This window comes from Aphanizomenon sp. UHCC 0183, from assembly GCF_009712065.1.
Classification (GTDB): Bacteria; Cyanobacteriota; Cyanobacteriia; order Cyanobacteriales; family Nostocaceae; genus Dolichospermum; species Dolichospermum heterosporum.
On the sequence record NZ_VILC01000005.1, the window covers coordinates 70,882 to 96,008 of the forward strand.

Here is a 25,127-nt window from a genome sequence, read left to right on the forward strand (position 1 = left end):
GCAATTGAAGATTACACTCAGGCTATCCAGATTGATCCTAACTTTGCCAGTGCTTATCACAACCGAGGAGATGTTCGTCATCAATTAGGAGATAAGCAAGGTGGAATTGATGACTTTCAAACAGCCGCAGATATCTATAAGCAAATAGGTGATGAAGCAGGTTACAAGGAGGAACTTTCCTACATTTATCATTATAGCACTGAATGGATTGATACATAGGAACATTAATCTTGTACGACTTACAGATGGTTCATGAAAAATCTGGGTTTCAAATTGCGTCTCGACCATCACAATGAAGACAATATGTTAATCTTGCCTAAGATACAAAGATACAAAGTTGGGTTAAAGAAAATGAAATCCAACCTTATTTCTCTATTTCTTCCTTTGCGTCTTTGCGTGAGATAAAAAACATAAAATTACTTAATATTTATTAATAAAACTACCCAAACAACAATGAGAGAATCTGACCTATTGTTCTTAACACCAAAAAATTTTCAAACATCCTCTTACGGAAAATTCCTAACTGCTATATAATAAAAGTCCAAATTATTTCCCAGATTTTACTCAAAATTAAAATTTAATGACTAGGTTTATACATGATAAATTCGCCAAAGACTATCTAGAAGAGCTATTGAAAGATTACGGAGAAGTCAAAGCATCAGAAAAAGTCTCAGGAGAAATTAAAGAAATTGATGTTTTATTCACACCTGCTAAACAACAAACTTCTAAATTACAAATACTGGGGTTACTAGGAAGACTTGCCGAAAATCCTGCAATAATAGAACCATACCGCAATCCAGCTTCTAGCGATGAAATCTGCGACTGTATTCTCAAGTTATTAGAAGTCAAGGCTTCATTGCGACGAGAAGCCAAAGCCCATAAAATCAAACTTCAGGAGTCAGAAATTCCTAAATTGTGGATTTTAACCCCCACTATATCTGAAACTCGTTTATCTAGCTTTGGAACTATCCAAAAAGAAAATTGGTTATCGGGAGTACATTTTTTAGCAGATGCCTTGCGAACAGCAATTGTGGCAATACACCAACTACCACAAACACCGGAGACTTTATGGTTGAGGCTTTTGGGTAGGGGAAGCGTACAATCACAAGCAATTATCGAGTTGCAAGCGTTACCATTAGATCATCCATACCAAAAAGCCACCCTGGAATTAGTTTACAACTTGCGCGAAAATTTGAGAGTAAATCAAGAACTAGAAACAGATGATAGGGAGTTAATTATGCGACTAGAACCACTTTATCAAAGAAATAGAGAACAAGCTAAAGAAGAAGGAAGACAAGAAGGAAAGCAAGAAGGAGAAAAAAACTTAATACTGCGTCTACTACATCGTCGGATTGGGGAAATTGATTCGTTATTAATCGAGCGAATTATAGGATTATCAATTGAACAGTTAGAAAACTTAGGAGAGGCGTTATTAGACTTTTCTAGTGTTGCTGATTTAGAAGCTTGGTTAACCCAACACTCAATCTAATTCATTAAATCTATCAATATCCATTGTCAGGAACTTTGGTCATTTTACCAGCTTACGCACAACAGGCGTATGTTCAACCTGTGCATTTGGTAGCTGTACGTCGAATATTGGTAGAAAATGGGTTAATCAATACCAATTCTTTCGACAGCTTTTTAGAAAAGGTTGCAAGCTAAAATCTCATCTATACTTACACTGTCTAAATATTATCCAAAATCTCCCTTACCCAAGTTTCCTGTTCAGAAGATAAACCAGGTTTTAGGAATTGTGAATAATCAATTGCTAAATCAAATCTAGCCCGTTCATAGATTTCATTAAGTAACCTCTGTAAATCAATCACAGGTTCATCTTCTCCCGAACGCAAAGGAACGGGAAAAACAGGAATAGGATCTTGTAAATTAAAACTGTAAAGGTCTGCATCTGGTCGTTGATGACTACGGCTAACTAAAATGTGATAATCGCTTTTATTTGCTCCTAGAATTGGCAAGGATTCACCTAATCTCAATAAATCAATTTCCACTAGATTAGTTGCAGATGCTAAAATTTTCTGTCGCTTGGTTTCGTAAACTGTTCTACCTTCCTTAGACCGTTTATTTTTGGGTGAAAGTATTTCAATTACAGTCACTACTTCTCGGCTTTGTGTTGCTTTTACTTCCAAAAATCTCTCAATTACCTCTTCATACATGGGAACTTTAACCTTACTAGGTTCAGCCACTTTTGTAGTAGTTAAAGTTGTCCCAGTTTCTGCATTATTATTTCTTTTCGCAACGGCTACATCAGCAATTCCCACTAAGAAAATATCATCTACACTTGTGTAAACTCGCTCCTCAATAGAAACCCTGTATTTAGGGGCAATTTGAGGAGTTAAATCATCAGCTATAGCGACAATCAAACGGTTATGTACTTGATGCCACAATTCAGGTTGTTCTAAATACGGATTCATACCAGGAAACGGATTTTGCATTTGCCTTGTCTCCAATTTATTTACATCTCCCTTGATATAATTATTTTATCACTCAGGGGAAACGCATCTTATCAATAAGGACTATTTAATCTCAATAATGACCCAAACATTTGCATTAACGTCTACTTATTGACAATAATTTAAACCATCACGATGACTCTGAAAAAATCAATCAAACGATAAATACCGATTCTTTCGTTTATAAATTGCTGATTTTTTAGACAAATTCAGCAATATCCATCAATTAGTTAAGAATGCTAGACGACAATTATTCAGCAGTACATTTAATTCTTCTGCAACTTGTAACGGATTTTTACTTAACATTACAGCTTCATGAGGATTTCTCCCTGTTCTTATAACAGCAGAAATTGCATCTTGATTAGAAAATCCCCGCACACTAACTAACCACGCTGCTAATATATGTCCAGTGCGACCAATTCCACCAGCACAATGCACAACTACTTTTTCATTTTGTTGATTTGCTGTGATTAAAAAAGGCAGTATTTTCTCTGTGAGTGTTTCTAAATCAGATAAATGAAAATCCTCAATTGGTGTCCAACAAACTTGTTGATTACCAAATTCTTGGCAATATATATCTAAAAGATGGGCATAATTAGCTAGTTGTTTTTCACTAAGTAAACAGCAAACTCGCTGAATGTTTTGGGATTTCATAAACTCAATCCAATCATACACCTGATGATCAGAATATCCAGGTTGAGAAGCACCAAAAACTATTGTTTCTTGTTCCCAAGCAGCAGCAAATTTGTACATCTTCAACTTATCCAGATCCCCGACTTCTCAAAGAAGTCGGGGATCTATCTCCTTATCTTTTTAATTGCTTTTTCTGCGTAAATAGAAACATCTCGATCAGGATCATCTAGTGCTTGTTGGAGTGCATTTAAAGCCTGAGCATTTTCTAAATTACCAAGTGCTATAGCTGCCTCTTTTCTCACATCAGAATATTCGTCTGTTAATGCTTTAATCAAATCAGGTAATAAATTTTGATCTGGCATTTTTTGTAATACCTGAAGAACAAACTTTCTCACTTGCCAATGCTCATCTTTTAGCGCAATTTTTAAAGCCGGAACCGCTGCTGAATTAGCGTGAATTGCTAAAGATTTAGCTGCATTGCGTCGTACTTGCCAATCAGGATCGGAAGTGAGTGATTGAGTTAATAATTCTACAACTTCCTTATCTGCTAAATGTCCTAAAGTTAATGTTACTGCACGACGGACATTATCATCAGGATCATTCATCAAAGATAAAGCTGGTGGACATATTTGCACCTGGTTTAAATAGCGTAGAGTTGTAATAGCAGTTTCTCGTAGTTGTGGATATTTGGAATCAAAGAAAGATAACACCGCAGGTAGAGATTGAATATCATGTATCTTCCGCAATAAGATTAAGATGTTAATTTGCAGGTTGATATTTTCTTGATTTAGTGCATCCAATAAAAGCAATAAATGATCTGTGGTGACTAATTCACCTAATGCTGATAATCCTTCGGTGCGAACGTCTTCATCTGGGGAAGCAAGAGTTTTTAATAAAGCAGGTACAGCAACAGGATTAGCAAGTTCCCAAAGTGCAGATACGGCAATTTTTTGGACTGCGGTGCTTTCGTCTTCCAGTGCGATAATTAAAGCGTCAACTGCTGCGTCTTCTCCAAGATGCTGTAGAGATTTTACCGCAACTAGGCGATCACTCACATCAGGCGATCGCAACATTTCCAACCATTGATTTAACTCTGAATCTGTATCTGTAAACATTTTTTTGGTATAATCTACAAAAGTTTAGGTAAATTTAATTAATGGCAAAAAAGAAACGACCTAGAGAACATATAATAGCAGATTTGAGCGTAAATCATGTTGAACGATATGTATTTTTATGTGGTTATTCCGTAGAGAGAGTTGAGTATGATTATGGGTTTGATTTAATTCTTTTTACATATAACATAAATAGTGAAATTGAAAATGGTCAAATTTACTTACAATTAAAAGCTACAGATTCTCTCAGAACACTTGCAGATCAAGAAACTATTACTTTTAGCATAGCGCGTTCGGACTTGGAATTGTGGTTGTTTGAGCCTATGCCGTGTATTCTAATTGTATATGACGCTCAGTTGGATATAGCTTATTGGTTATACTTACAGGCATATTTTGAAAATTGGGCAGGTTTTGATCTATCTAAAGTTGGTGAAAGTGTTACCGTTCACTTGCCTAAAACAAATATACTAGATCAAGAGGCAATCAAAAAATTCGCTGAATACCGGAATTGTATTCTAAACCAATTACAGGGAGTAATTCGTCATCATGTTTAGAGATATTCAGTTTACTGACCTAGAACATTTGCTTTTCAAGATAGGTTTTACAAAAGTACCAACAACAGGTTCTCAGCAAGTATATCAATATCCATTGTCAGGAACTTTGGTAATTTTACCAGCTTACGAACCACAGGCGTATGTTCAACTTGTGCATTTGGTAACTGTACGTCGAGTATTGGTAGAAAATGGGTTGATCAATACGAATACTTTTGACAGTTTTTTAGAAAAAGTTGCCAGCTAAAGCATCAGCTATACAGCACTTACCGATGCAATGAGGTACACTTTATTTTCAGATATAAAGTGGAAGTCAAAAACCAAGAATATTTAGACTGTACCTCATAACAAAGGAATCTGCTGTAAATTACCGCAATAAGAAAGGAATTTGGACTGTAATGGCGTTTGTTGGACATTCCTTCTCGCAGGGTAGACAGAACCAACATTCATCATATTTCATATAGGCTTTTCCCGTTTCTGGATTTTTTGCTAACACATCCAGAGGACAAACTTCAATACAAGCAACACATTTTTCTAAACATTTAGATTCATCCACAATTACAGGAACATCAACTCTTTGTGTGATTAAAGCCATAATTTTGTAACTCCCTAATTTCATTAAAAATTAACCAAAAAATTCCCATTCTTCCCTAAAAGAGACTACCATTTTATTCAATGCTTCCATATCAATTAAAAACGCATCATGTCCGTGAGTTGATTTGAGCAACCCCAATTGAGCATGAGGGATTAAATCTACTAATTCTTGTTGTTCTACTGGAGGATAAAGAACATCAGAATCAATAGACACAACTAAAGTTGGTTGTTTGATACTTTGCAAAACTGATTGATAATCTTTTCTGTTCCAACTAACATCATGACTATCCATTGCCTGAGTTAATGTAATATAAGTATTAGCATCAAAACGTTCTATTAGTTTTTGACCTTGATATTGTAAATAACTGGCGATCGCAAACTGATTAGATTCATCTTGCTGTCTTCTAAAACGATTTGTAAAACTCTCCCAATAACGATAGGTAATCATTGCCATCATTCTTGCTACTGCTAGTCCTTGGTTCGGAGGTGCATCAATTGTATAGTTTCCCCCTTGCCAATTTGGATCTATATAAATTGCCTGTCTTTGTGCTTCACCCAAGCCAATAGACCATGCTGAATGTCTTCCAGGTGCAGCCATTGGTGCGATCGCTCTCACCTTTTCTGGATATAATAAAGCCCATTCTAAAACTTGCATTCCACCCAATGAACCGCCAATTACTAACTGTAGAGATTGAATATCTAAATATTCTAATAGTGCAGATTGGAGGTTAACCATATCCCTAATTGTAATTCCAGGAAAAGATCCACCATAAACCTTTCCTGTATTTGGGTTAATAGAAGTTGCTCCAGTTGTACCGTAACAACTTCCTAAAATGTTGCTGCACACGATAAAATCTTGGTCAGGATCAAAGACTTTTCCTGAACCAAACAAATCTCCCCACCAATCATCAGCATCAGCAGAACCAGTGAGCGCGTGACAAATTAAGACTCCATTATCGCGGTTTGCATTTAATTTTCCCCAGATACGATAAGCAACCTGAACACCAATTAATACTTCACCAGATTCTAATGAAAATGGTGCTGATAATTGGTAAAACTGGGTTTTTGATGAAATGAAGTCTAAGTATTTCATAAAATTAGCAATTAGCTATAGATCCCCAGATCCCCGACTTCTTAAAGAAGTCGGGGATCTTTTTCTTTTGGTATATTAGCCAGAAACCTTCTTAAATGCTTGCTCAAAATCCTCCTTAATATCGTCAATATGTTCAATTCCCACAGATACCCGTACTAAATCTGGTGTTACACCAGCCGAAAGTTGTTCACTATTACTTAGCTGTTGATGAGTTGTAGAAGCAGGATGAATTACCAAAGTTTTAGCATCACCGACATTTGCTAAATGACTGGCTAATTTCACATTACTAATAAAAGCTTTACCTGCTTCTAATCCCCCCTTAATACCAAAATTAAGAACGCCACCAAAGCCATGTCGAAGATATTTTTTAGCGCGTTCATGATAGGGATGATTGGGAAGTCCGGGATAATTAACCCATGCTACCTGCTCTTGTTGTTCTAACCATTTAGCTAATTCTAAAGCATTATTGACATGACGTTCTACACGCAGGGAAAGGGTTTCTAATCCTTGCAGTAATAGAAAAGCGTTAAATGGACTTAATGCTGCTCCTAAATCTCGTAATCCTTCCACTCTGGCACGAATAATAAAGGCAATATTACCAAATTGACTCCCTTTCCCAAATACTTCTTGAAAATTCAATCCATGATAACCGGGGGAAGGTTCGGTAAAGAGGGGAAATTTGCCGTTACCCCAATCAAATTTACCAGAATCTACTATTACGCCGCCAATAGATGTACCATGACCACCTATCCATTTAGTAGCAGATTCTACAACAATATCTGCACCATGTTCAATGGGTCGTGCTAGATATCCACCTGCACCGAAGGTATTATCTACAATTAAAGGAATGCCATTTTCGTGGGCAATGTGGGCTAAAGCAGCAAAGTCTGGGATATTGAATTGAGGATTACCAATGGTTTCAACATACAAGGCTTTGGTGTTTTCATCAATTGCCTGACGGAAATTTTCTGGATCATCTCCTTCCACAAATTTGACATTAATTCCCAATCGCGGAAGAGTAACTTTGAACTGGTTATAAGTTCCCCCATAGAGGAAACTGGTAGCAACAATATTATCTCCTGCTTGAGCGATCGTACTTATTGCCAAAAATTGTGCTGCTTGACCGCTTGCAGTAGCTAAAGCTGCTACGCCCCCTTCTAAAGCCGCAATCCGTTTTTCAAATACATCCGTTGTCGGATTCATAATCCGGGTATAAATGTTACCAAACTCCTGGAGAGCAAATAACCGCGCTCCATGTTCAGCATCATCAAAAACGTAGGAAGTAGTTTGATAAATTGGTACAGCACGGGCATTAGTACCAGGTGCAGGTTCTTGTCCAGCATGGACTTGTAGGGTTTCAAAACGATAATTTTCTGACATAGTTAGTATTTAAATAGGTTGACTATCAAAACATGAAATTCGAACTTACGCAAAACCTTTCAAACTCTTATTTCTCTGTGTCCTCTGCGCCTCTGCGGTTCGTTTATCCGTAATTTGTGCGTAAGTTCTAGAAATCTTGAAACTCACACTCCATACTGTTTAAACCATTTCTGGAGACGTTGCCAACCATCCTGGGCTTCTTTTTCGCGGTAGGAAGGGCGATAATCGGCAAAAAAGGCGTGAGGTGCATCAGGATAAACAATTATCTCCGATTTACTGCTGCTAGATTTAAGTTTTTCTCGTATTTGTTCTACTGTTTCCACAGGAATACCTGTATCTTGACCTCCATAGAGTCCCAGCACGGGGACTTTTAACTCAAAAGCAATATCAATGGGATGTTTGGGTTGTAGCTCGGTAGCATTGCCTACCAATCTCCCGTACCAAGCTACACCTGCTTTTACATTGGGATTATGTGCTGCATATAGCCAGGTAATTCGACCACCCCAGCAAAAACCCGTAATTGCTAATTTATCAGCGTTACCTTTTGCTGATTTTACTGCCCAAGCGACAGTAGCATCTAAATCTGATAAAACTTGAGAGTCGGGAACTTTGGCAACAATTTGGCGAATTTCGTCAATATTGCTTAATTTTGAGACATCATCTTGGCGAATGAATAGTTCTGGTGCGATCGCTAAATAGCCTAATTTAGCAAAGCGTCGCACAACATCCTGTATATGTTCATGTACCCCAAATATTTCTTGAATTACTAAGACAATAGGAAAATTTTCACCCTTTTCTGGTTGCGCTCTATATGCTGGAATTTCCCCATCTTTGACGGGAATTTTCACCACTCCCGCAATTAATCCTTTAGTATCTGTGGTAATCACTTTAGCGGAAACAGGTTGTACTGCTAAAGCAAAACCAGTTGTTAAAGCAGCAGTAGCGATAAATTCACGGCGTGTTATTTCTTGAATCATCTTTAAATTACCTTAAAAGAAACCTAACATTATCAATCTTTTTGTTGAGTGGTGCTGTTGCTTAACCCAACCTACTTTTTCTTGACTTAACCGTATTAAGTAGTGAGACAGAATTAATTACACAATGTCATTGCGTAAGCTTTGCGTGGCGTTAGCCATATGGAACGAAGTGAAATGAAGCAATTCCAAGGGTTGTGATTGCTTCCCTTCCCTCGCAATGACTGTAAATATTTTTGTCCAATTACTTAACTTAATCATTCCATTTATCTAACAGCAACGTTATAAACTTCTTGCTGTAAATCAACCTCCACAACATAAGGCTCAACTGGACGCTTAAATAAGATCATTTCTTCTGCTTCATCTTTTTTCAAATTCACATGACAAAACCACTCTTCATTATTCTTATTTGGATAATCCAACCGATAATGATATAAACCCCAACGACTTTCCCGACGATATAAAGATGCTCGTGCTGCCATTTCTGCACAATCACGAATAAAATGTACTTCCATACATCGCATTAGTTCATGAGGATCACGCGCTCCCATTTGGGCTAATACTTCATGATACTGCACAAAATTATTTAGTCCAATTTTCATTTTATTACCGGATTTTGGCGGTTGTAAATAATCATTTACCAGTCGGCGTAATTTATATTCAACTTGGGTATGGGGAATCCCGTTAGGTTGATTTAATGGTGCGTAAATTCTTGCTTTTTCAGCCTCTAAAAAATCAGTATCAACTTCTATATGTTCTAAATTTTCAATATAATCTATCGCATTTTCTCCTGCTAACCGACCAAAGACAAATGCACCAATCATATAATTATGAGGAACACTGGCCATATCTCCGGCTGCATAGAGTCCAGGTACTGTAGTTTCTGCTTTTTCATTCACCCACACACCAGACGCACTATGTCCACTACATAATCCTATTTCTGAGATGTTCATTTCTACCCCATGAGTGCGGTAATTTTCACCTCTACCCTCATGAAAACGTTCTCTACTCGGTCGTTCATTTGCCCATAGAACAGACTCAATTTCGGAAATTGTATCTTCATCCAAATGAGTCATTTTCATTTGAATTGGTCCTTTACCAGAGTTTAATTCTTTCCAGATTTCTAACATCATTTGTCCACTCCAATAATCGCAATTAATGAAGCGGTTTCCTTCGGCATTGGCGGTATATGCTCCATAGGGTCCAGCAACATAGGCACAGGCTGGCCCGTTATAATCTTTAATTAATGGGTTGATTTGGAAGCATTCAATGTTGCTTAATTCTGCTCCTGCATGATAAGCCATTGAATAACCATCTCCGGCATTTGTGGGGTTTTCATAAGTTCCATAAAGATAACCAGATGCAGGTAAACCCAAACGTCCACAAGCACCTGTAGAAAGGATGACGGCTTTGGCTTGAATAACTACAAAATCACCACCGCGTACATCAAATCCAACTGCACCAATAGCTTTACCATCTTTTACTAGTATTCTAGTTGCCATGACGCGGTTTGTGACTTTCACTTTATGACGTTTTACTTGGCGGGTAAGAATGGTTTTTAAGTCTTTACCTTCTGGCATGGGTAAGACATATTTGCCTACCCGATGCACTTGTTTAACATCATAATTCCCTTGGGGATCTTTTTGGAATTTAACGCCCCAACTTTCTAATTCTTGAATGGTTTCAAAACCTAATTTACCTGTTTGATAAACGGCTTTTTGGTGCAGAATACCATCATTAGAAATTGTGATTTCGCGGACGTATTGTTCTGGGGTAGAATTGCCAGGAATGACGGCTGTATTAACTCCATCCATTCCCATGGCGATCGCACCACTACGGCGTATATTTGCTTTCTCTAAAATTAATACCTCAGCATCAGGATTTGCCTGTTTAGCTTTAATCCCTGCCATTGTCCCCGCAGTCCCACCTCCAATTACTAAAACATCGGTTTTTAGCCACTGTGTATTGATGTTTGTCACCATATATCTTTTAAAGTTTAAAATGTGTTTTTTCTCACGCAGAGGCGCAGAGACGGAGAGAGACTAAAGGCAGATTTAAAAAGATAATTGATAATTAGTAATTTCTACATTACCAATTACCAATCACCAAACTATTTCTTACCTTGCCAAACTATTTCTTTAACCTTGATTTCTTTAGGAATCAAGTTTATTTTATAGAAAGTATCAGCAATTTCTTGTTGTTTGGCAATTACATCATTGGTTAATGGCAGAACGCCATACTTGCGTCTTTTTTCTGCTACCTCTAATACAGCCGCATCTATACCCAATACAGGAGAAAGTAACTTTGCCACATCTTTAGGATTACCCTTTGCCCAATCACTGACTTTACTTACTCCAGCCAAAACTGTTTTTAAACCCGCTGGATTTTTCTCTGCAAAGGATTTAGCAGCCAAATAATAACCTCGATTGGGAGCTAGTCCAGTGGCATCTGTAAGAGTACGTGCGCCTGTGGCTTTTTGAGCAGCAGCTAAATAAGGGTCCCAAACTGCCCAAGCATCAACATTTTTCCCTTCAAAAGCAGCACGGCCATCAGCAGGTGCGAGGAAAGTTGGCTTAATATCAGTATATTTTAATCCGGCTTTTTGCAGTGCTTTGACTACCAAATAATTAACATTTGCTCCTTTCGCAAAAGCCACTTTTTTACCTTTGAGATCAGCTACATTTTTAATTGGTGAGTCCTTATGTACAAGAATTGCTTCTGCTTTAGGTCCATAAGGGTCATAGGCAACATAAACTAGAGGAACTCCAGCCGCTTGAGCAAATATAGGTGGTGCTTCTCCTGTGTAGCCAAAATCAATACTACCAGCGTTTAGAGCTTCTAACATTGGTGGTCCGGCGGGAAATTCAGTCCAAGTAACAGAAGCACCAGAGGCTTTTAAGGTTTTTTCTAATTCTCCTTTTGCTTTGAGTGCATAGAGGATAGTTGCTGCTTTTTGATAACCAATACGGATTACTGTCTTGCTATTGTTATTTTGAGCGATTGTATTTGCATTAGCTTTCTGAATTGTCCCAACATTGGGAGAAAAAACAGAACCAGCTAATGTTGAACCTAATCCAACTGTAAATAGTAAAGAAAAAGTGCGAATGTTCGATTTTTTAAGAAACATAATCCCAACTTCAACTAATCGGAGTAAAGAGAATCTAGAAACAGATGGCGATCGGAAATCACGGCTACACAGACAAAACTCACCTGAGTGGGTTCAAAGAGTCCGAGTAGGCGGAATGTGGGTTTTATAGCCCCAGAGTTCTAGTCTGAGGGCTATCTTTAGGTGAATTTATGATAAAACTACAGTATATCAATCAAGTTACCGTATTTTATTCTTAAATAATCACATAAAAGTGATTTGAATGCAAGAGGTCTATGGAAAAATATTAACCGTGCGTGTAGTATTATACCCTTATGTACCGTAAAATGCCAGAAAAATTAGATTTGAACAAAAGTGTTGTGGGCGAGGAAGTACAAATAAATCCTGCCAATCTTCAACAAGAAGAAGTTATCCAACTCCTGAAACAAGTAATTGAACCCACCCTAAAAAACGACATCATTAGTTTGGGAATGGTGCGAAATCTGCGGATAGTTGATCAATATATTTATTTGCGCTTGTATATAGGTTCTCGTCAGCAGCACTTAGAAGCAGAGATTAAAGCAGTATTATCACCACTAGCTTGGTGTAAAAAAAACCTACATTCAAGTTTGTACAATTCCAGGGGTAAAAACGACATTAGCCATATCTAGCGGTAAAGGGGGTGTAGGTAAATCCACAACCGCAGTTAATTTAGCCGCAGCGTTGAAATTAACGGGAGCAAAAGTGGGTTTATTAGATGCTGATGTTTATGGTCCCAACGTTCCTCAGATGCTTGGATTAGGACAATCTGAAGTTACGGTTATTGATACTGCTAATGGGCAGAAATTTTTACCATTAGAAGCTCATGGTATCAAAGTCATGTCTGTAGGATTGTTAGCAGAACCGGATCATCCTTTAGCCTGGCGTGGACCTGTATTACATAAAATCATTACTCAATTTATACATGATGTTGAATGGGGAGAATTGGACTATCTGTTAATAGATTTGCCTCCCGGTACTGGTGATGCTCAAATTACGATTGTGCAAGAAAGCCCGATTTGTGGGGTGATATTGGTAACAACACCTCAACAGGTCGCTGTTGCTGATGTGCGTCGCAGTATCTATATGTTTCGCCAAGTGGGTGTTCCTGTTCTCGGTATTATCGAGAATATGAGCTATTTTATCGGCGTAAATGGGGAAGAAACTGCGATTTTTGGGAGTGGTGGCGGTGAAAAATTGTCAAATGAACTCCAAGCACCACTTTTAGGCAAAATTCCCCTCGATCCTCGTATCTGTAATGGTGGTGATACTGGGCAACCTCTTACCCTTGTTGACTCTAGCACAATTACAAGTCAAGTATTTATACACATTGCTACGGCATTAGAGGCTACTTTTCTTGCTTTTTCTAGTTATTTATGAGATGCTTAGTTTTAATCCACAGTATCTTGATGTAGATACCGTATTTTAAGTTAATCAATGGGTGTTCACTATGGCAGGTAAATTAGAAGGGAAAGTGGCTATTATTACCGGGGCTTCTTCAGGAATTGGGGAAGCTACGGCTATTTCATTAGCAGCAGAAGGAGCAAAAGTAGTAATTGCAGCTAGAAGGGGAGAGCGTTTAGAAGCGGTAGCAAAACATATTACTGACAATGGTGGAAAAGCCTTATCCGTTATTGCAGATATTACCGATGAAGTTCAAGTTAAAAAGTTGGTACAAACAGCTAATGCGGAATTTGGGCGTGTAGATATTTTAGTAAACAATGCAGGTATATCATTTCCCGGCAGGATTGAAAATGCAGATCCGTCAAACTGGCGGAAAATGATTGATATTAATGTTTTAGCGTTAATGTACACAACGCACACCGTATTACCTATTTTCAAAGCGCAAAAATCAGGACATATTGTTAATATTTCATCCGTTGCCGGACGCATTGCCCGTGCAGGAATGGCAGCTTACAATGTCACTAAATGGGGTGTAAATGCCTTTTCGGAAGCATTAAGACAGGAAGTATATCAAGATAATATCCGCGTTACTATCATCGAGCCTGGTTTAGTAGAAACAGAAATTGATCAGCATATTACCGATGTAGTAGCAAAGCAGGAAATTGCAGCCAGACGGAAAGCAATTACACCATTACAAAGTGAAGATATCGCAGCAGCAATACTTTATGCTGTTAGCCAACCACAGCACGTAAATGTGAATGAAATCTTGATTCGTCCAACTCAGCAAGATCGGTAATGACTATACCTGAAAATAGGTAATATTAATGTTAGAAGAAAATAGCACATCATTAAAAAAAAGCAACAAAATATTTGCTTTTTTGAAAATCTCACCTGCAATTAAATCACCCAATTTATTTGGTTTTCTCATTGGGGAAAGCGTGTCTTTTTTCGGCTCTTGGATGACACAAATTGCCCTAGTATGGATGGTTTATCAATTAACAAATTCAGCTATGTTAGTTGGTGTTGCAGGCTTCACTAATCAAGCAATGGGCTTGGTTATTACACCATTGGTAGGAGTATTACTAGATAGATGGAATTTAAAATATGTTTTGTTAATCACTCAGATAGTATCTATTATTTTATCTTCATTACTAACTTTTTTAACTGTTAGTAATCAGATAAATTTTACAGATATTATTATCATTGGTATTCTTCAGGGCATAGTCAAAGCTTTTGATTTACCAGCACGTCAAGTAACTATCCCCAGATTGCTAGAAAACAGAAGTGATACTTATAGTGCAATGGCTGTGCATTCATTTTTAATTAATACAGCTAAATTTGTTAGTCCTATGATTGGGGGTTTGATAATTGCTAGAAATGGAGTAGGTTTATGTTTCTTAGTAGATGCTATTAGCTATTTGCCTTTTATATTAGCTATCTTAATCATGCGGATAAAACCAAATATCAATAATTTATCTACATCAAAATCTCCAAAAATTTGGCATAACTTAAAAGAAGGATTTATTTTTGTCTATAATTTTGTGCCTATTAAATCTATTTTAATATTGCAAATTATAGTTTGCTTTATGGCAATGACTTATGTAAATCTCATGCCAATATTTGCCAAAGAAGTCTTAAAAGGCAATGCAGAAACGATGGGCTTTTTGATGACTTCTACAGCTTTTGGTTCTATCTTTTCTGGGATTTATCTCATGCAGCGTAAACAAGTCATAGGACTAGAGAAGGTTATGGTAATTTCTACTCTAGTGCTGGGAGTATCATTAATATTATTTTCTCGTTCAACACAGCTAGAAATTTGTTTAGTATTAATCTTTATTGTGGGATTAACTAACACACTAACTCTAGCTTCAATTAGTAATTTTCTGCAAGTAATTTTAGTGGAAGAAGATAAAAGAGGACGAGTAACCAGTATATTTATGACAACTTTTTTGGGAATATTGCCTTTTGGTAATTTATTTTTTGGAGGATTAGCAAATCATATTGGCGTTGCTAATTCCTTATCATTTGGTGGTGTTTGTTGTATTTTGGGAACTTATTTTTTTGCTAGACAAATATCAAATATTAGAAAAGTGGTAAACCCCATATATCAAGAAATGGGATTACTGTCTTAATGAGGCTATAGCACTTGTTTATAAGCAGATTTCCGACTTCTGACTAAACAAAAGAATTTGGGTATTTTATCACTTTACCTAAATTTTTACCTTTCTTAGTGAGTATTCAGCCATTAGCTGAAATGCTAAAAATAAATCTCGATAAACAAGAAATGTATTAGGGACTTCCAAGAAATAAAATCCCCAAAAATTTCTTGTGGTGCGGGCATACTATGGCTAACGCCACGCTACGCTATCGACAAGCTCAGTACAAGTCTTGCCCGCTAATCATCCTCTAAATGTATAATAGTTTTAAGTTCTAGAATTTTATTCAACTTCAAATAAGCCTCAGAAATTTCCGCCATGAAAATACCATTTTTACCAAAACGCCGTACATTTTTCAACAGATTTGTTCAATATTCATTACTGGGATTGTTTGCTCTATCTACACCCATAACAGGTATTTTATTTGATATAACCTAAAGCCATAGCACCATAACCAATTAAACTACTACCTAAAACTAGCCAAGCGGCATTGATGCGGTAGCGAGTAATCAAAACTGTGGAGATGAGTGCGATCGCTATCCCCAGAATATCTACATAGGGTGGTTTTGCTATTTTTAAAGTAGCTATTCCCAGTTGCAAGGCAGCTACTACCATCAGTGCTACAGCACTGGCATTCACAGCATCTAAAAATGATCTTGTCCAAGCAGAACTGCGTAAACGGGGAATAATCGGATTTAAGGCAGCAACGAAGAGAAAAGATGGTAGGAAAATACCAATGGTAGCTACTATGGCACCAGGTACACCAGCTAAGACATAGCCGATAAAGGTGGCAGTAGACAGCACTGGACCAGGGGTAAATTGACCAATAGCGATCGCATCTATGCTGATCCCATTGTCAAGGTGGCAATTAAACCACGTTTACCACAATCAGTGGTGGTACATCGAGAAACATATCAACTTGCCCAACAAGAGCAAGGCATATCAGAATATAACCAAATCATGGCAAATTTTTACAATTCACAACACATGAATATTCCTGGTGATTGGTCGGAACATTCTAGTAAAAGGGTAGCATCGGCTGAATCATTATCTGGTCGGCATAGATTAAAAGAAATTCTGAATAATTTGGGGTTTAAATTACAATAATTAACTTTTGTAACAAGAATATAAATCACAAGAATTTGTTAACAAATAGTCAAAAATAAATTTTTCCTATTGTTTGATGTCAGCAATTAATATATTAATTGCCAAATCTTTTATGAAATAAATCCTCATAAACAAGTGGGGATTTTTTTATGGGTATTTTTCATAAATTTCTTCTCAAATAGACTTGCAATTTTTATCTAGTTATGCCACACTAAATTAAAGCTACTGTATTCCGACCAATTTACAGTAGATTATACCTGGGAAAAACAGATTGGCACAACAAGCAGACTGGTAGGTCATGCCAGATGCTTGTTTACTAAAACCTTCTGTCCAGAAATATTCAGGTAAATAAAAGCGAATAGTTTCTGTCAATCTTAAAATTTCCTCAAGCCGGAAAATAAATATATAAATTTTCTCAGAATTTCGGCTCAGAAAAATCCTACACAAGTATTGTCTATTTTTGTTTGACAGATTTACTCCAAATAACCAATCAAACATCCACAACTAAGAGGTTTTGATCATGACTAATCAAGTAAAAGGAATGCAATTAAATCTTGAAGGACTGAGAAAGTCCTTTGGAAATAAAACTGTTTTAGAAGGAATTGATTTAGAAATTCAACCAGGGGAATTTGTGGCTATTGTTGGTCGCAGTGGCTGCGGTAAAAGTACAATGTTGCGTCTAGTTGCTGGGTTAGATGCTCCCAGTGGCGGTGATGTTTTGTTAAATGGCAAATATTCTGATAAACCCATTAATCCCGCTATCCGCATGATGTTTCAAGACGCTCGTTTGTTACCTTGGCAACGAGTATTGGCAAATGTAGAGTTAGGTTTAATAGGTACTAATTCCAAAGTTTATGCCAAGCAAACGGCTTTACAAGTGCTGCGTGAAGTAGGATTAGAAGACCGCGCTCATGAATGGCCTTCCGTCCTTTCCGGTGGACAAAGACAACGGGTAGCTTTAGCCAGAGCCTTGGCCAGTAAACCTTCTTTATTACTACTAGATGAACCATTGGGAGCGTTGGATGCTTTAACTAGAATTGAAATGCAGCAATTATTAGAACGTTTGTGGCAAGAACAAGGATTTACATCACTATTAATTACCCATGATGTGGAAGAAGCTGTGGTATTAGCAGACAGAGTAATTTTGATTGAAAATGGTCAAATTAGTCTGAATGTAAAAATTGATCTGCCCCGTCCACGGGCTAGAGGAGATGCAAAGTTTGCGAAGCTCGTAGAGAGAATTTTAGATAGAGTTATGGGTAAACAAGAATCACTAGAAACTGGATCTTCATCATCGTCTTCTTCTTATTTATTGAGTTCTGTATCTGCCTAAATGTCATTACTAGAAACTGTTTGGAGCAAAAATTATGACTATCGCCATAGAAAGTCTGCAAAAAGTCAAATTTGCACAGATAGGCGTTTCAGTAGTCATCCCACGGTGTTATCTAGGCTATCCTCTGATCAACACCTAAGTTCATACCCAGAAATTTCCCAATGCCTTCTCAGATTATTTAGAGTTAGTAGGTGATATTGGTGAAAAGTGAGAACGCCAATTTTTCTCAACTTCTCTTTTCTAATCTTAGGGTTTAAACAATCTTGGTATTTGACTTATAACTGATATTCTCTACATAGCTTACCAAGCATTACTGTCAGTTATTTTTAGGTTTTCTCATGCCTTGTTGAGGTAGATTATTTTTTCTACCTCACTTTCTTAAATATTTAACAAAGCTAAAAAACGTTCACAAAAAAGGGGTATTTAATCATGCTGAATTGGGAAAATAAATTTCAATCCTGGAAAAATAAACGGATTACTCGTCGTTCTGCTTTATCCGCTTTTAGCTCTAGTTTAGTCCTATCTGCTGCGTTATTCACTTGGAATACACCCCAAAATAGCGCTCAACAGCAAGCAATTTCATCTACTGGCAGTACAACTAACACAAATAGTAAACTAATTGCCAGTAATGATAAAAAAGTAGTCCGAATAGTTCGTTCTAAACAGCTTACAGCCTTAGCAGTTTTAGAAAAAAAAGGCACTTTAGAAAAACGATTAGGAGCTTTAGGCTATAAAGTTGAATGGCCTGAATTTGCTGCTGGACCACAACAGTTAGAAGCTTTAAATGCAAATGGACTTGATATTGCGTCTACAGCCGAATCACCTCCAGTTTTCTCTCAAGCAGCCGGAGTTCCTCTCGTATATTTAGCAGCTAACTCCTCTGATGGTAGAGCAATTTCACTTCTAGTTCCCCCCAATTCACCTGTTAAAAGGTTTAAGGATTTGAAAGGCAAAAAAGTTGCTTTCCAAAAAGCATCTATTGGACATTACCTCACAGTTAGAGCAGCGGAAAAAGAAGGTTTAAAACTTACTGACGTAACTTCAGTTTTTTTAGCGCCTCCAGATGCTAACGCCGCCTTTAGCCAAGGTAAAGTAGATGCTTGGTTTATTTGGGAGCCATTTGTCACCAGAAATGTCCAAAACAAAGTGGGTCGGGTCTTATTAGATGGTGGTAAAGGTTTAAGAGATACTAATAACTTTTATACCACCACTCGTAAATACTACCAAGAAAATCCTCAAGTAATTAAAATCTTTTTTGAAGAATTACAAAAAGCACAAAATTGGTCTAAAAATAACCGTAAAGAAATTGCTCAGTTACTAGCTGCTACAACTCAGCTTGATGCCCCAACTTTAGAGAAAATGCACGACAAATATGATTTTGCATTAGTACCAATTAATGCAAAAGTGATCAAAAAACAACAAGAAGTTGCAGATAAGTGGTATAGCTTGGGGCTTATACCTAAAAAAGTAAATGTTAGAGATGGGTTTTTAACACCCCAACAATATGCTGCATTTACTCCCAAGGAAGTGCTTGCGAAGAAATAGCAATTTGTAGTAGTTTTATTCTTTCTTTTTTATGTTAACAACAATGGGAAAGAATAAAACTTAATTTGATTTTTGACACAATTATATAACTTGAATGAATTTGATTTTTAACTATGCCCACACTTACTTTAACTAATTTCCAAATTACTCCTCTTGATGCTCCATTAGGAGCAGTTATTACTGGACTAGATGCTAGTGAAAAAGTTCTACCTGAAGTTATTTTACAATTAAAACAAGCACTTAGAGATTATCATATTCTCATTTTCAAAAATCAACATCTTAATGATGAGGAATTTTTGAAATTTAGCTTTAATTTTGGTTCATTATTTGTCCCACCAGATAATGTTCCAGTTCTCGCTTCTCAGCCAGGAGTAACACCAGTTATAATTCCCGTTTCTAATGTTGATGGTGGTTACACAGGTACAGGTGAATTAGCGTTTCATTCTGATCATAAATGGACACCCTATCCTTCTAGTGGTTCTCTACTTTATGCTTTAGAAGTACCATCTGAAGGTGGAGATACTTCTTGGTTAAATCTCAATTTGGCTTATGAAACTTTGGATGAATCAACCAAACAACGAATTGCAGATTTGCGGTTGATTACCTATAATCCATTTTTAAATAAGCCAGGAGAACCTCGCCAAAAATATCGTGAGAATAAGAATATTCCTCTCATTAGTCCTGTCTTTCCCCACCCATTGGTGAGAACACATCCAGAAAGTGGTAAGAAGATTTTGTATTTAGATTATACCACAGAAGTTGAAGTTGTCGGTTTAGAACCCCAAGAAGGAAAAGAATTAATTGAACAGTTGAGAAATCATCTGCATCAATCTAAATTTTATTATCAACATAAATGGTCTGTAGGCGATATTGTCTACTGGGATAATCAATCGACATTACATTATCGCCAAGCTTTTGATCCTAATCAACGTCGGGTTATGAAACGGATTAGTTTAGCGGGTAGTCGCCCATTTTAGGTTTTGTAGTCAAACAGTAATAAAACAATTTGAATTGAAATTAAGTGAGGAGACATAATTATGAACTTTAAGTTACCACGACGCACAGTTTTACAGAAATTCTTTCAATACTCAGCATTAGCCTTAGCTCTTGTTTCTGCTCCTATTGCGACTAGTATAGTACAAGCTCAAAATGCTACTAACAAAACAGGTATCAAGACAAAAGTAGTCCGACTTGCTTATCAAACATCTGGTGATATTGTGAAAATCAAAGGAGTGGTAGATAAGCGTCTTGAGCCTTTAGGTATCAAGGTAGAATGGTCTCCATTTCCCGCTGGTCCACAATTAATGGAAGCGATGAATGCTAACAGAGTTGATATTGGTTCTGTGGGAGAAACACCACCCATTTTTGCTCAAGCTGCTGGCGCTCAATTAGCTTATATTGCTGGACGTAAACCTAGTAAAGGTGAAGGTAGTGCTATTGTTGTTCAGCCAGATTCTCCTATTAAGACAGTTAAGGATCTTAAAGGTAAAAAAGTTGTTTTTCAAAAAGGATCAGCATCACATTATTTACTACTTAGAGCATTAGGTGAAGTAGGTTTAAAATATAGCGATATCCAAGCAGTTAGTTTAACTCCAGCAGAAGCCCGTGATGCTTTTATTCAAAAGAAAATTGATGCTTGGGTTGCTTGGGACCCATTTGTTGCATTCGTCCAAAAAAATGCTAATGCTCGTGTTTTAAGAAATGCTTCCAGAATTGCCACTCAAGGCGGATTTTATATGGCTAGACGGAGTTTTGCTGTGGAAAATCCAGAAGTTGTGCGGATAGTTTTAGAAGAGGTAGATAAATTAGGAGAATGGGCTGAATCTAATCCTGATGAAGTTGTAAAAATTCTTGCACCTGAACTAAAACTTGATCCTGCACTTTTAGCTGTGGTAGTTCGTAGACGTACATTCCGTTTACGTCCAATCAACTCATCTCTTGTTGCTGAACAACAACGCATTGCCGATTTGTTTTATAAAGAAGGAGTTATTCCTAAACAAATTGCCATTAAAGAATCAGTTTTAAGTTCTCAACAATATGTGGCTATTACACCCCAAAGAATTAGTAAGAAATAACCTGTAGTTATTCTGATTCTTAGCATGGCGGCTAAACACCGCCATAATTATTTTCCTCATCACTTAATAAATTATTATGAAAGTTTCCTCTCCTCCTACTGATTTTTCCTCAAAGTATGGAACTAAAAAAAATAAGTTCCAGTTTAAGTTTATCAAAAATCGTTATTTCCAATCATTTATCCCTTGGCTTGTGCCAATTACAATAATTGTAGTGTGGCAGTTTTTGTCTTCTATTGGTGTTATTCCTACAAGAATATTACCTGCACCTTTAGCAGTTGTTACGGCTGCTATTAAATTAACTCAAAGCGGTGAACTTCCGAGAAATATTGGTATTAGCTCTCTAAGAGCAGTATCTGGATTTTTACTTGGAGGAAGTATTGGCTTTAGTTTAGGTTTACTTAATGGTATTTCTCCTATTGCAGAAAAGTTACTAGATACATCCATGCAAATGCTGCGGAATATTCCCAACTTAGCATTAATTCCATTGGTAATTTTATGGTTTGGAATTGGTGATGAGGCAAGATTATTCCTGGTATCTTTGGGTGTCATGTTTCCCATTTATTTAAACACTTTTCATGGGATTCGTAGTGTTGATCACGGATTGATTGAAATGGGTAAAATTTACGGTTTAAATACTTGGGGTTTATTCTGGCGAATTATTCTCCCAGGGGCAATGTCTTCAATTTTAGTTGGTGTGCGGTTCTCTTTAGGGATTATGTGGTTAACACTCATTGTAGCAGAAACTATTGCTGCTGATTCTGGTATTGGTTATATGGCTACTAATGCTAGAGAATTTATGCAAACTGATGTTGTAGTTTTAAGTATTGTAATCTATGCGTTGTTCGGTAAACTGGCTGATATAATTGCTAAAGCTTTGGAAAACTACTGGTTGCAATGGAATCCCAGTTATTTAAAGGGCTAGGGACTTCCAAGAAATAAATTATCCCAATAAACGAACCACAGAGGCACAGAGAACACAGAGAGAGAATTTTTGCGTCAGTTTTGGGACATTTTTTTATTTGGAAGTCCCTTAATCTACTAATACCCGATAGGATTAAAGTTGATTTTGGTAAAAGTATTGTTTTCTTAGTCCATTTATGTAATACTCTTAGTCATTACCCAAATAATACGGTTTACCGATAGAGTTAGCGTAGTTATTGATTGAGTTTTTGATTACAAAGTTTTACACTTAAATATCATGCAAGTTCTTTGGTTTATTCCCACACATGGCGATGGACGCTATCTAGGAACTGCTACAGGTGGTCGTTCAGTGAATTTTGATTATTGGCGACAAATTGCCCAAGCAGTTGATCAATTAGGGTTTACAGGGGCTTTATTACCTACCGGTCGTTCTTGTGAAGATGCCTGGATTTTGGCTTCAACTTTGGTAACGCACACTAAAAAAATGCGGTTTTTAGTAGCAATCCGTCCGGGGTTGATGTCACCAGGAGTAGCGGCGAGAATGGCAGCAACTTTTGATAGAATTTCTGGCGGACGATTATTAATTAATGTCGTGACTGGTGGTGATCCTGTTGAATTAGCTGGTGATGGTTTGCATCTTAGTCATGACGATCGCTATCAACTAACTGATGAATTTTTAACAGTTTGGCGAGAAATTGCTGGAGGTGAAATTTCTAATTTTGAAGGTGATTATCTCAATATTAAAGAGGGGAAAATTCTATTCCCTAATATCCAGAAACCTCATCCTCCTTTGTGGTTTGGTGGTTCTTCTCCGATTGCTCAAGTAATTGCTGCCAAGCACGTTGATGTTTATTTAACTTGGGGTGAACCACCTCAACAAGTAGCAGAAAAAATTGCTTCTGTAAAACGTTTGGCCGCAGCACAAGGCCGAACATTAAGCTTTGGTATTCGTCTTCATGTCATTGTCAGAGAAACTGAAAGTCAAGCTTGGGATGCTGCTAATGATTTGATTCGTTATGTAGATGATGAGGCTATTAAAAAATCCCAACAAGCCTATTCTCGCATGGATTCAGTTGGACAACAGCGGATGAAGGAATTACATAATGGTAGTCGGGAAGCATTAGAAATTAGCCCTAATTTATGGGCAGGAATCGGTTTGGTTCGGGGTGGTGCGGGAACTGCATTAGTAGGTGATCCTGATACTGTTGCTAGAAGAATGCAGGAATATGCAGACGTAGGAATTGATACTTTTATCTTTTCTGGTTATCCCCATTTAGAGGAAGCTTATCGGGTAGCAGAATTGCTTTTTCCTCGTTTACCTTTGGATAATTTACCAACAATAGAACCACAATTATTAAGTCCTTTTGGTGAAATTGTTGCTAACCGGGAATTTCCTCAACAGCTTCAAGAACAACTTAGAGAAACAACAGTAGCAACTGTAGATTAGTTAAAAATTAATTAAATCAAGAGGTTTTTGTCAGATGGCTTATATTTTAGCGATCGCGGGTAGTCCTTCTCATCCTTCTAGAACCTACGGAATTTTGGAATATGCAACTCAAATTCTTTCTGAACAAGGCTTAGAAACAAATATTATTTCTGTACGGGATTTACCTGCTGAAGATTTAGTTTATGGACGTTATAACAGTCCAGCTTTAGAAAAACCAAAAGCATTATTAGAACAAGCAAGTGGTGTAATTATTGCCACCCCAATTTATAAGGCTGCCTACACAGGTTTACTCAAATCTTTTTTAGATTTATTACCTCAAAAAGCTTTGAATGGTAAGGTTTTATTACCTTTAGCTACTGGTGGTACAATCGCTCATTTATTATCAATAGAATATGCTTTAAAACCAGTTTTAGGTGAATTAGGTGCAAGGCATATTTTAAGTACAGTTTACGCAGTAGATAAGCAAATTCAAATTCAAGCTGATGGTAGTTTGCAATTGGATGAAGAAATTGATCAACGTCTCAAAGAAGTTTTAACCGAATTTATCCAAGCTGTTAATAAATCCCAACCTGATGCCAAGGAATTAGCATATAGTAACTAAAGGTATTTATGAATCAATACTCTGATTTGCTATCGGAACTATCTGATTTTCTTTATCCTCGTAGTCCTTATTATGGAGATTTGAATTCAGAACGTTTAGAATTTAATGCCCAACTTCAAGATTTTTCACAACGAGTGAACTATATTTCTGGTCTACAAACTGGTGGTAAACTTTCCTCAGAAGAGGCTTATAAACAAATACGTATTCTCTGGAAACAGTTAAAAATGTCCAAGAAAAAAATATTAAGTTGCTAAAAAAAGGAGATCCCCGACTTCTATCATTGGTTAATAATTTAATTGACATCATCAAATAAGAAGTCGGGGATCTTACCCCAACTAATAAACCCAAAAAAATTACCATCGTTTGCATATTTCATCATCAAAATTGTCGTAGAATTGCAAGCGAGCAGTTCCCACAACTAAATTATTTACATTTTCTCCAGGGGAAATAACCTGGACTCAAAATTGATAAATACCTTTGTTGGTGGGATTATAAAATGGTTTTAAACCGATGGTAATTGTTTAATTAGCGGTAACTAGTTGGTTGAAAATAGCAATAATAGTTTGCGGTTGATGTGGATTTTTGGCTAGGGTAATACCTAGCCTTTTT

Annotated in this window: 25 protein-coding genes and 2 pseudogenes; 17 read left to right on the forward strand and 10 right to left on the reverse strand. The window is 37.0% G+C overall.

Going from position 1 to position 25,127, the window contains the following annotated elements:
* Positions 1–219 (forward strand): tetratricopeptide repeat protein (locus FJR37_RS02765; protein WP_168465237.1); only part of this gene is annotated, 219 nt, incomplete at its 5' end.
* A 361-nt stretch (positions 220–580) separates the two neighbouring features.
* Positions 581–1,489, forward strand: a complete 909-nt coding sequence (locus FJR37_RS02770) for a DUF4351 domain-containing protein (protein WP_168465238.1) — start codon at positions 581–583, stop codon at positions 1,487–1,489.
* Positions 1,490–1,685: 196 nt separating this feature from the next.
* Here the strand turns inward: FJR37_RS02770 and FJR37_RS02775 are convergent, their stop codons facing one another.
* From FJR37_RS02775 to FJR37_RS02785, 3 genes are all read right to left on the reverse strand, one after another.
* Positions 1,686–2,450, reverse strand: coding sequence for a DUF4058 family protein (locus FJR37_RS02775; protein WP_168465239.1), 765 nt, complete (start codon positions 2,448–2,450; stop codon positions 1,686–1,688).
* A 240-nt stretch (positions 2,451–2,690) separates the two neighbouring features.
* Positions 2,691–3,221, reverse strand: coding sequence for a dual specificity protein phosphatase family protein (locus tag FJR37_RS02780; protein WP_168465240.1), 531 nt, complete (start codon positions 3,219–3,221; stop codon positions 2,691–2,693).
* 44 nt (positions 3,222–3,265) lie between these two features.
* The gene (locus tag FJR37_RS02785) at positions 3,266–4,216 is read right to left on the reverse strand and encodes a HEAT repeat domain-containing protein (RefSeq protein ID WP_168465241.1); all 951 of its coding nucleotides are present in this window, start codon (positions 4,214–4,216) and stop codon (positions 3,266–3,268) included.
* A gap of 41 nt (positions 4,217–4,257) precedes the next feature.
* Here FJR37_RS02785 and FJR37_RS02790 point away from each other — a divergent pair, with 41 nt between their 5' ends.
* Positions 4,258–4,767, forward strand: coding sequence for a DUF4365 domain-containing protein (locus tag FJR37_RS02790; RefSeq protein WP_168465242.1), 510 nt, complete (start codon positions 4,258–4,260; stop codon positions 4,765–4,767).
* Positions 4,760–5,011, forward strand: a complete 252-nt coding sequence (locus FJR37_RS02795; protein ID WP_168465243.1) for a type II toxin-antitoxin system HicA family toxin — start codon at positions 4,760–4,762, stop codon at positions 5,009–5,011. Before FJR37_RS02790 ends, FJR37_RS02795 begins: the two co-directional genes overlap by 8 nt.
* Positions 5,012–5,131: 120 nt before the next feature.
* Here FJR37_RS02795 and FJR37_RS02800 read toward each other — a convergent pair whose 3' ends face one another.
* The 6 genes from FJR37_RS02800 to FJR37_RS02825 all read right to left on the reverse strand — a co-directional run bounded on the left by FJR37_RS02800 (position 5,132) and on the right by FJR37_RS02825 (position 11,932).
* Positions 5,132–5,359, reverse strand: coding sequence for a ferredoxin family protein (locus FJR37_RS02800; protein ID WP_035152298.1), 228 nt, complete (start codon positions 5,357–5,359; stop codon positions 5,132–5,134).
* Between the two features lie 30 nt (positions 5,360–5,389).
* A complete protein-coding gene (gene metX / locus FJR37_RS02805) occupies positions 5,390–6,451 on the reverse strand; it encodes a homoserine O-acetyltransferase (protein WP_168465244.1) in 1,062 nt (353 codons plus the stop codon).
* Between the two features lie 75 nt (positions 6,452–6,526).
* Positions 6,527–7,831, reverse strand: coding sequence for an O-acetylhomoserine aminocarboxypropyltransferase/cysteine synthase family protein (locus FJR37_RS02810; RefSeq protein WP_168465245.1), 1,305 nt, complete (start codon positions 7,829–7,831; stop codon positions 6,527–6,529).
* A 143-nt stretch (positions 7,832–7,974) separates the two neighbouring features.
* Positions 7,975–8,805: a dienelactone hydrolase family protein gene (locus tag FJR37_RS02815; protein ID WP_168465259.1), complete on the reverse strand. Its 831-nt coding sequence runs from the start codon at positions 8,803–8,805 to the stop codon at positions 7,975–7,977.
* Between the two features lie 266 nt (positions 8,806–9,071).
* Positions 9,072–10,787, reverse strand: a complete 1,716-nt coding sequence (locus FJR37_RS02820) for a fumarate reductase/succinate dehydrogenase flavoprotein subunit (RefSeq protein ID WP_168465246.1) — start codon at positions 10,785–10,787, stop codon at positions 9,072–9,074.
* 128 nt (positions 10,788–10,915) lie between these two features.
* Positions 10,916–11,932, reverse strand: a complete 1,017-nt coding sequence (locus FJR37_RS02825; protein ID WP_168465247.1) for a sulfonate ABC transporter substrate-binding protein — start codon at positions 11,930–11,932, stop codon at positions 10,916–10,918.
* A gap of 305 nt (positions 11,933–12,237) precedes the next feature.
* On the opposite strand from FJR37_RS02825, the gene FJR37_RS26760 reads away from it, so the two are divergent.
* The 4 genes from FJR37_RS26760 (at position 12,238) to FJR37_RS02840 (ending at position 15,465) form a co-directional block, all read left to right on the forward strand.
* Complete coding sequence (locus tag FJR37_RS26760; RefSeq protein WP_254434489.1) at positions 12,238–12,561, forward strand: iron-sulfur cluster assembly protein; 324 nt, start codon at positions 12,238–12,240, stop codon at positions 12,559–12,561.
* The gene (locus FJR37_RS02830; protein ID WP_371416087.1) at positions 12,554–13,309 is read left to right on the forward strand and encodes an Mrp/NBP35 family ATP-binding protein; all 756 of its coding nucleotides are present in this window, start codon (positions 12,554–12,556) and stop codon (positions 13,307–13,309) included. The genes FJR37_RS26760 and FJR37_RS02830 overlap by 8 nt, the downstream gene beginning before the upstream one ends.
* 70 nt (positions 13,310–13,379) lie before the next feature.
* Positions 13,380–14,129, forward strand: coding sequence for an SDR family NAD(P)-dependent oxidoreductase (locus tag FJR37_RS02835; RefSeq protein ID WP_168465248.1), 750 nt, complete (start codon positions 13,380–13,382; stop codon positions 14,127–14,129).
* A 28-nt stretch (positions 14,130–14,157) separates the two neighbouring features.
* Positions 14,158–15,465, forward strand: a complete 1,308-nt coding sequence (locus FJR37_RS02840; RefSeq protein WP_168465249.1) for an MFS transporter — start codon at positions 14,158–14,160, stop codon at positions 15,463–15,465.
* Positions 15,466–15,909: 444 nt separating this feature from the next.
* Here FJR37_RS02840 and FJR37_RS02845 read toward each other — a convergent pair.
* Positions 15,910–16,332 (reverse strand): annotated as a pseudogene (locus tag FJR37_RS02845) (chromate transporter); the annotation flags it as partial.
* On the opposite strand from FJR37_RS02845, the pseudogene FJR37_RS02850 reads away from it, so the two are divergent.
* The 9 genes and pseudogenes from FJR37_RS02850 to FJR37_RS02890 form a co-directional block, all read left to right on the forward strand.
* Positions 16,330–16,596 (forward strand): annotated as a pseudogene (locus tag FJR37_RS02850) (NADPH-dependent oxidoreductase); the annotation flags it as partial. The pseudogenes FJR37_RS02845 and FJR37_RS02850 sit on opposite strands and share 3 nt — an antisense overlap.
* A gap of 520 nt (positions 16,597–17,116) precedes the next feature.
* Complete coding sequence (locus FJR37_RS02855; protein WP_168465250.1) at positions 17,117–17,929, forward strand: ATP-binding cassette domain-containing protein; 813 nt, start codon at positions 17,117–17,119, stop codon at positions 17,927–17,929.
* 429 nt (positions 17,930–18,358) lie between these two features.
* Positions 18,359–19,474, forward strand: a complete 1,116-nt coding sequence (locus tag FJR37_RS02860) for an aliphatic sulfonate ABC transporter substrate-binding protein (protein WP_027401206.1) — start codon at positions 18,359–18,361, stop codon at positions 19,472–19,474.
* A gap of 113 nt (positions 19,475–19,587) precedes the next feature.
* The gene (locus FJR37_RS02865; RefSeq protein WP_168465251.1) at positions 19,588–20,451 is read left to right on the forward strand and encodes a TauD/TfdA family dioxygenase; all 864 of its coding nucleotides are present in this window, start codon (positions 19,588–19,590) and stop codon (positions 20,449–20,451) included.
* A gap of 60 nt (positions 20,452–20,511) precedes the next feature.
* The gene (locus FJR37_RS02870; protein ID WP_168465252.1) at positions 20,512–21,549 is read left to right on the forward strand and encodes a sulfonate ABC transporter substrate-binding protein; all 1,038 of its coding nucleotides are present in this window, start codon (positions 20,512–20,514) and stop codon (positions 21,547–21,549) included.
* A 76-nt stretch (positions 21,550–21,625) separates the two neighbouring features.
* Positions 21,626–22,471, forward strand: coding sequence for an aliphatic sulfonate ABC transporter permease SsuC (gene ssuC, locus FJR37_RS02875; protein ID WP_168465253.1), 846 nt, complete (start codon positions 21,626–21,628; stop codon positions 22,469–22,471).
* Between the two features lie 276 nt (positions 22,472–22,747).
* The gene (ssuD, locus tag FJR37_RS02880) at positions 22,748–23,917 is read left to right on the forward strand and encodes an FMNH2-dependent alkanesulfonate monooxygenase (RefSeq protein ID WP_168465254.1); all 1,170 of its coding nucleotides are present in this window, start codon (positions 22,748–22,750) and stop codon (positions 23,915–23,917) included.
* Between the two features lie 34 nt (positions 23,918–23,951).
* The gene (ssuE, locus tag FJR37_RS02885; RefSeq protein ID WP_168465255.1) at positions 23,952–24,518 is read left to right on the forward strand and encodes an NADPH-dependent FMN reductase; all 567 of its coding nucleotides are present in this window, start codon (positions 23,952–23,954) and stop codon (positions 24,516–24,518) included.
* A gap of 8 nt (positions 24,519–24,526) precedes the next feature.
* Entirely contained in the window at positions 24,527–24,772 is a 246-nt protein-coding gene (locus FJR37_RS02890; RefSeq protein WP_168465256.1) for a hypothetical protein, read from the forward strand.
* The last annotated feature ends 355 nt before the right edge of the window (positions 24,773–25,127 follow it).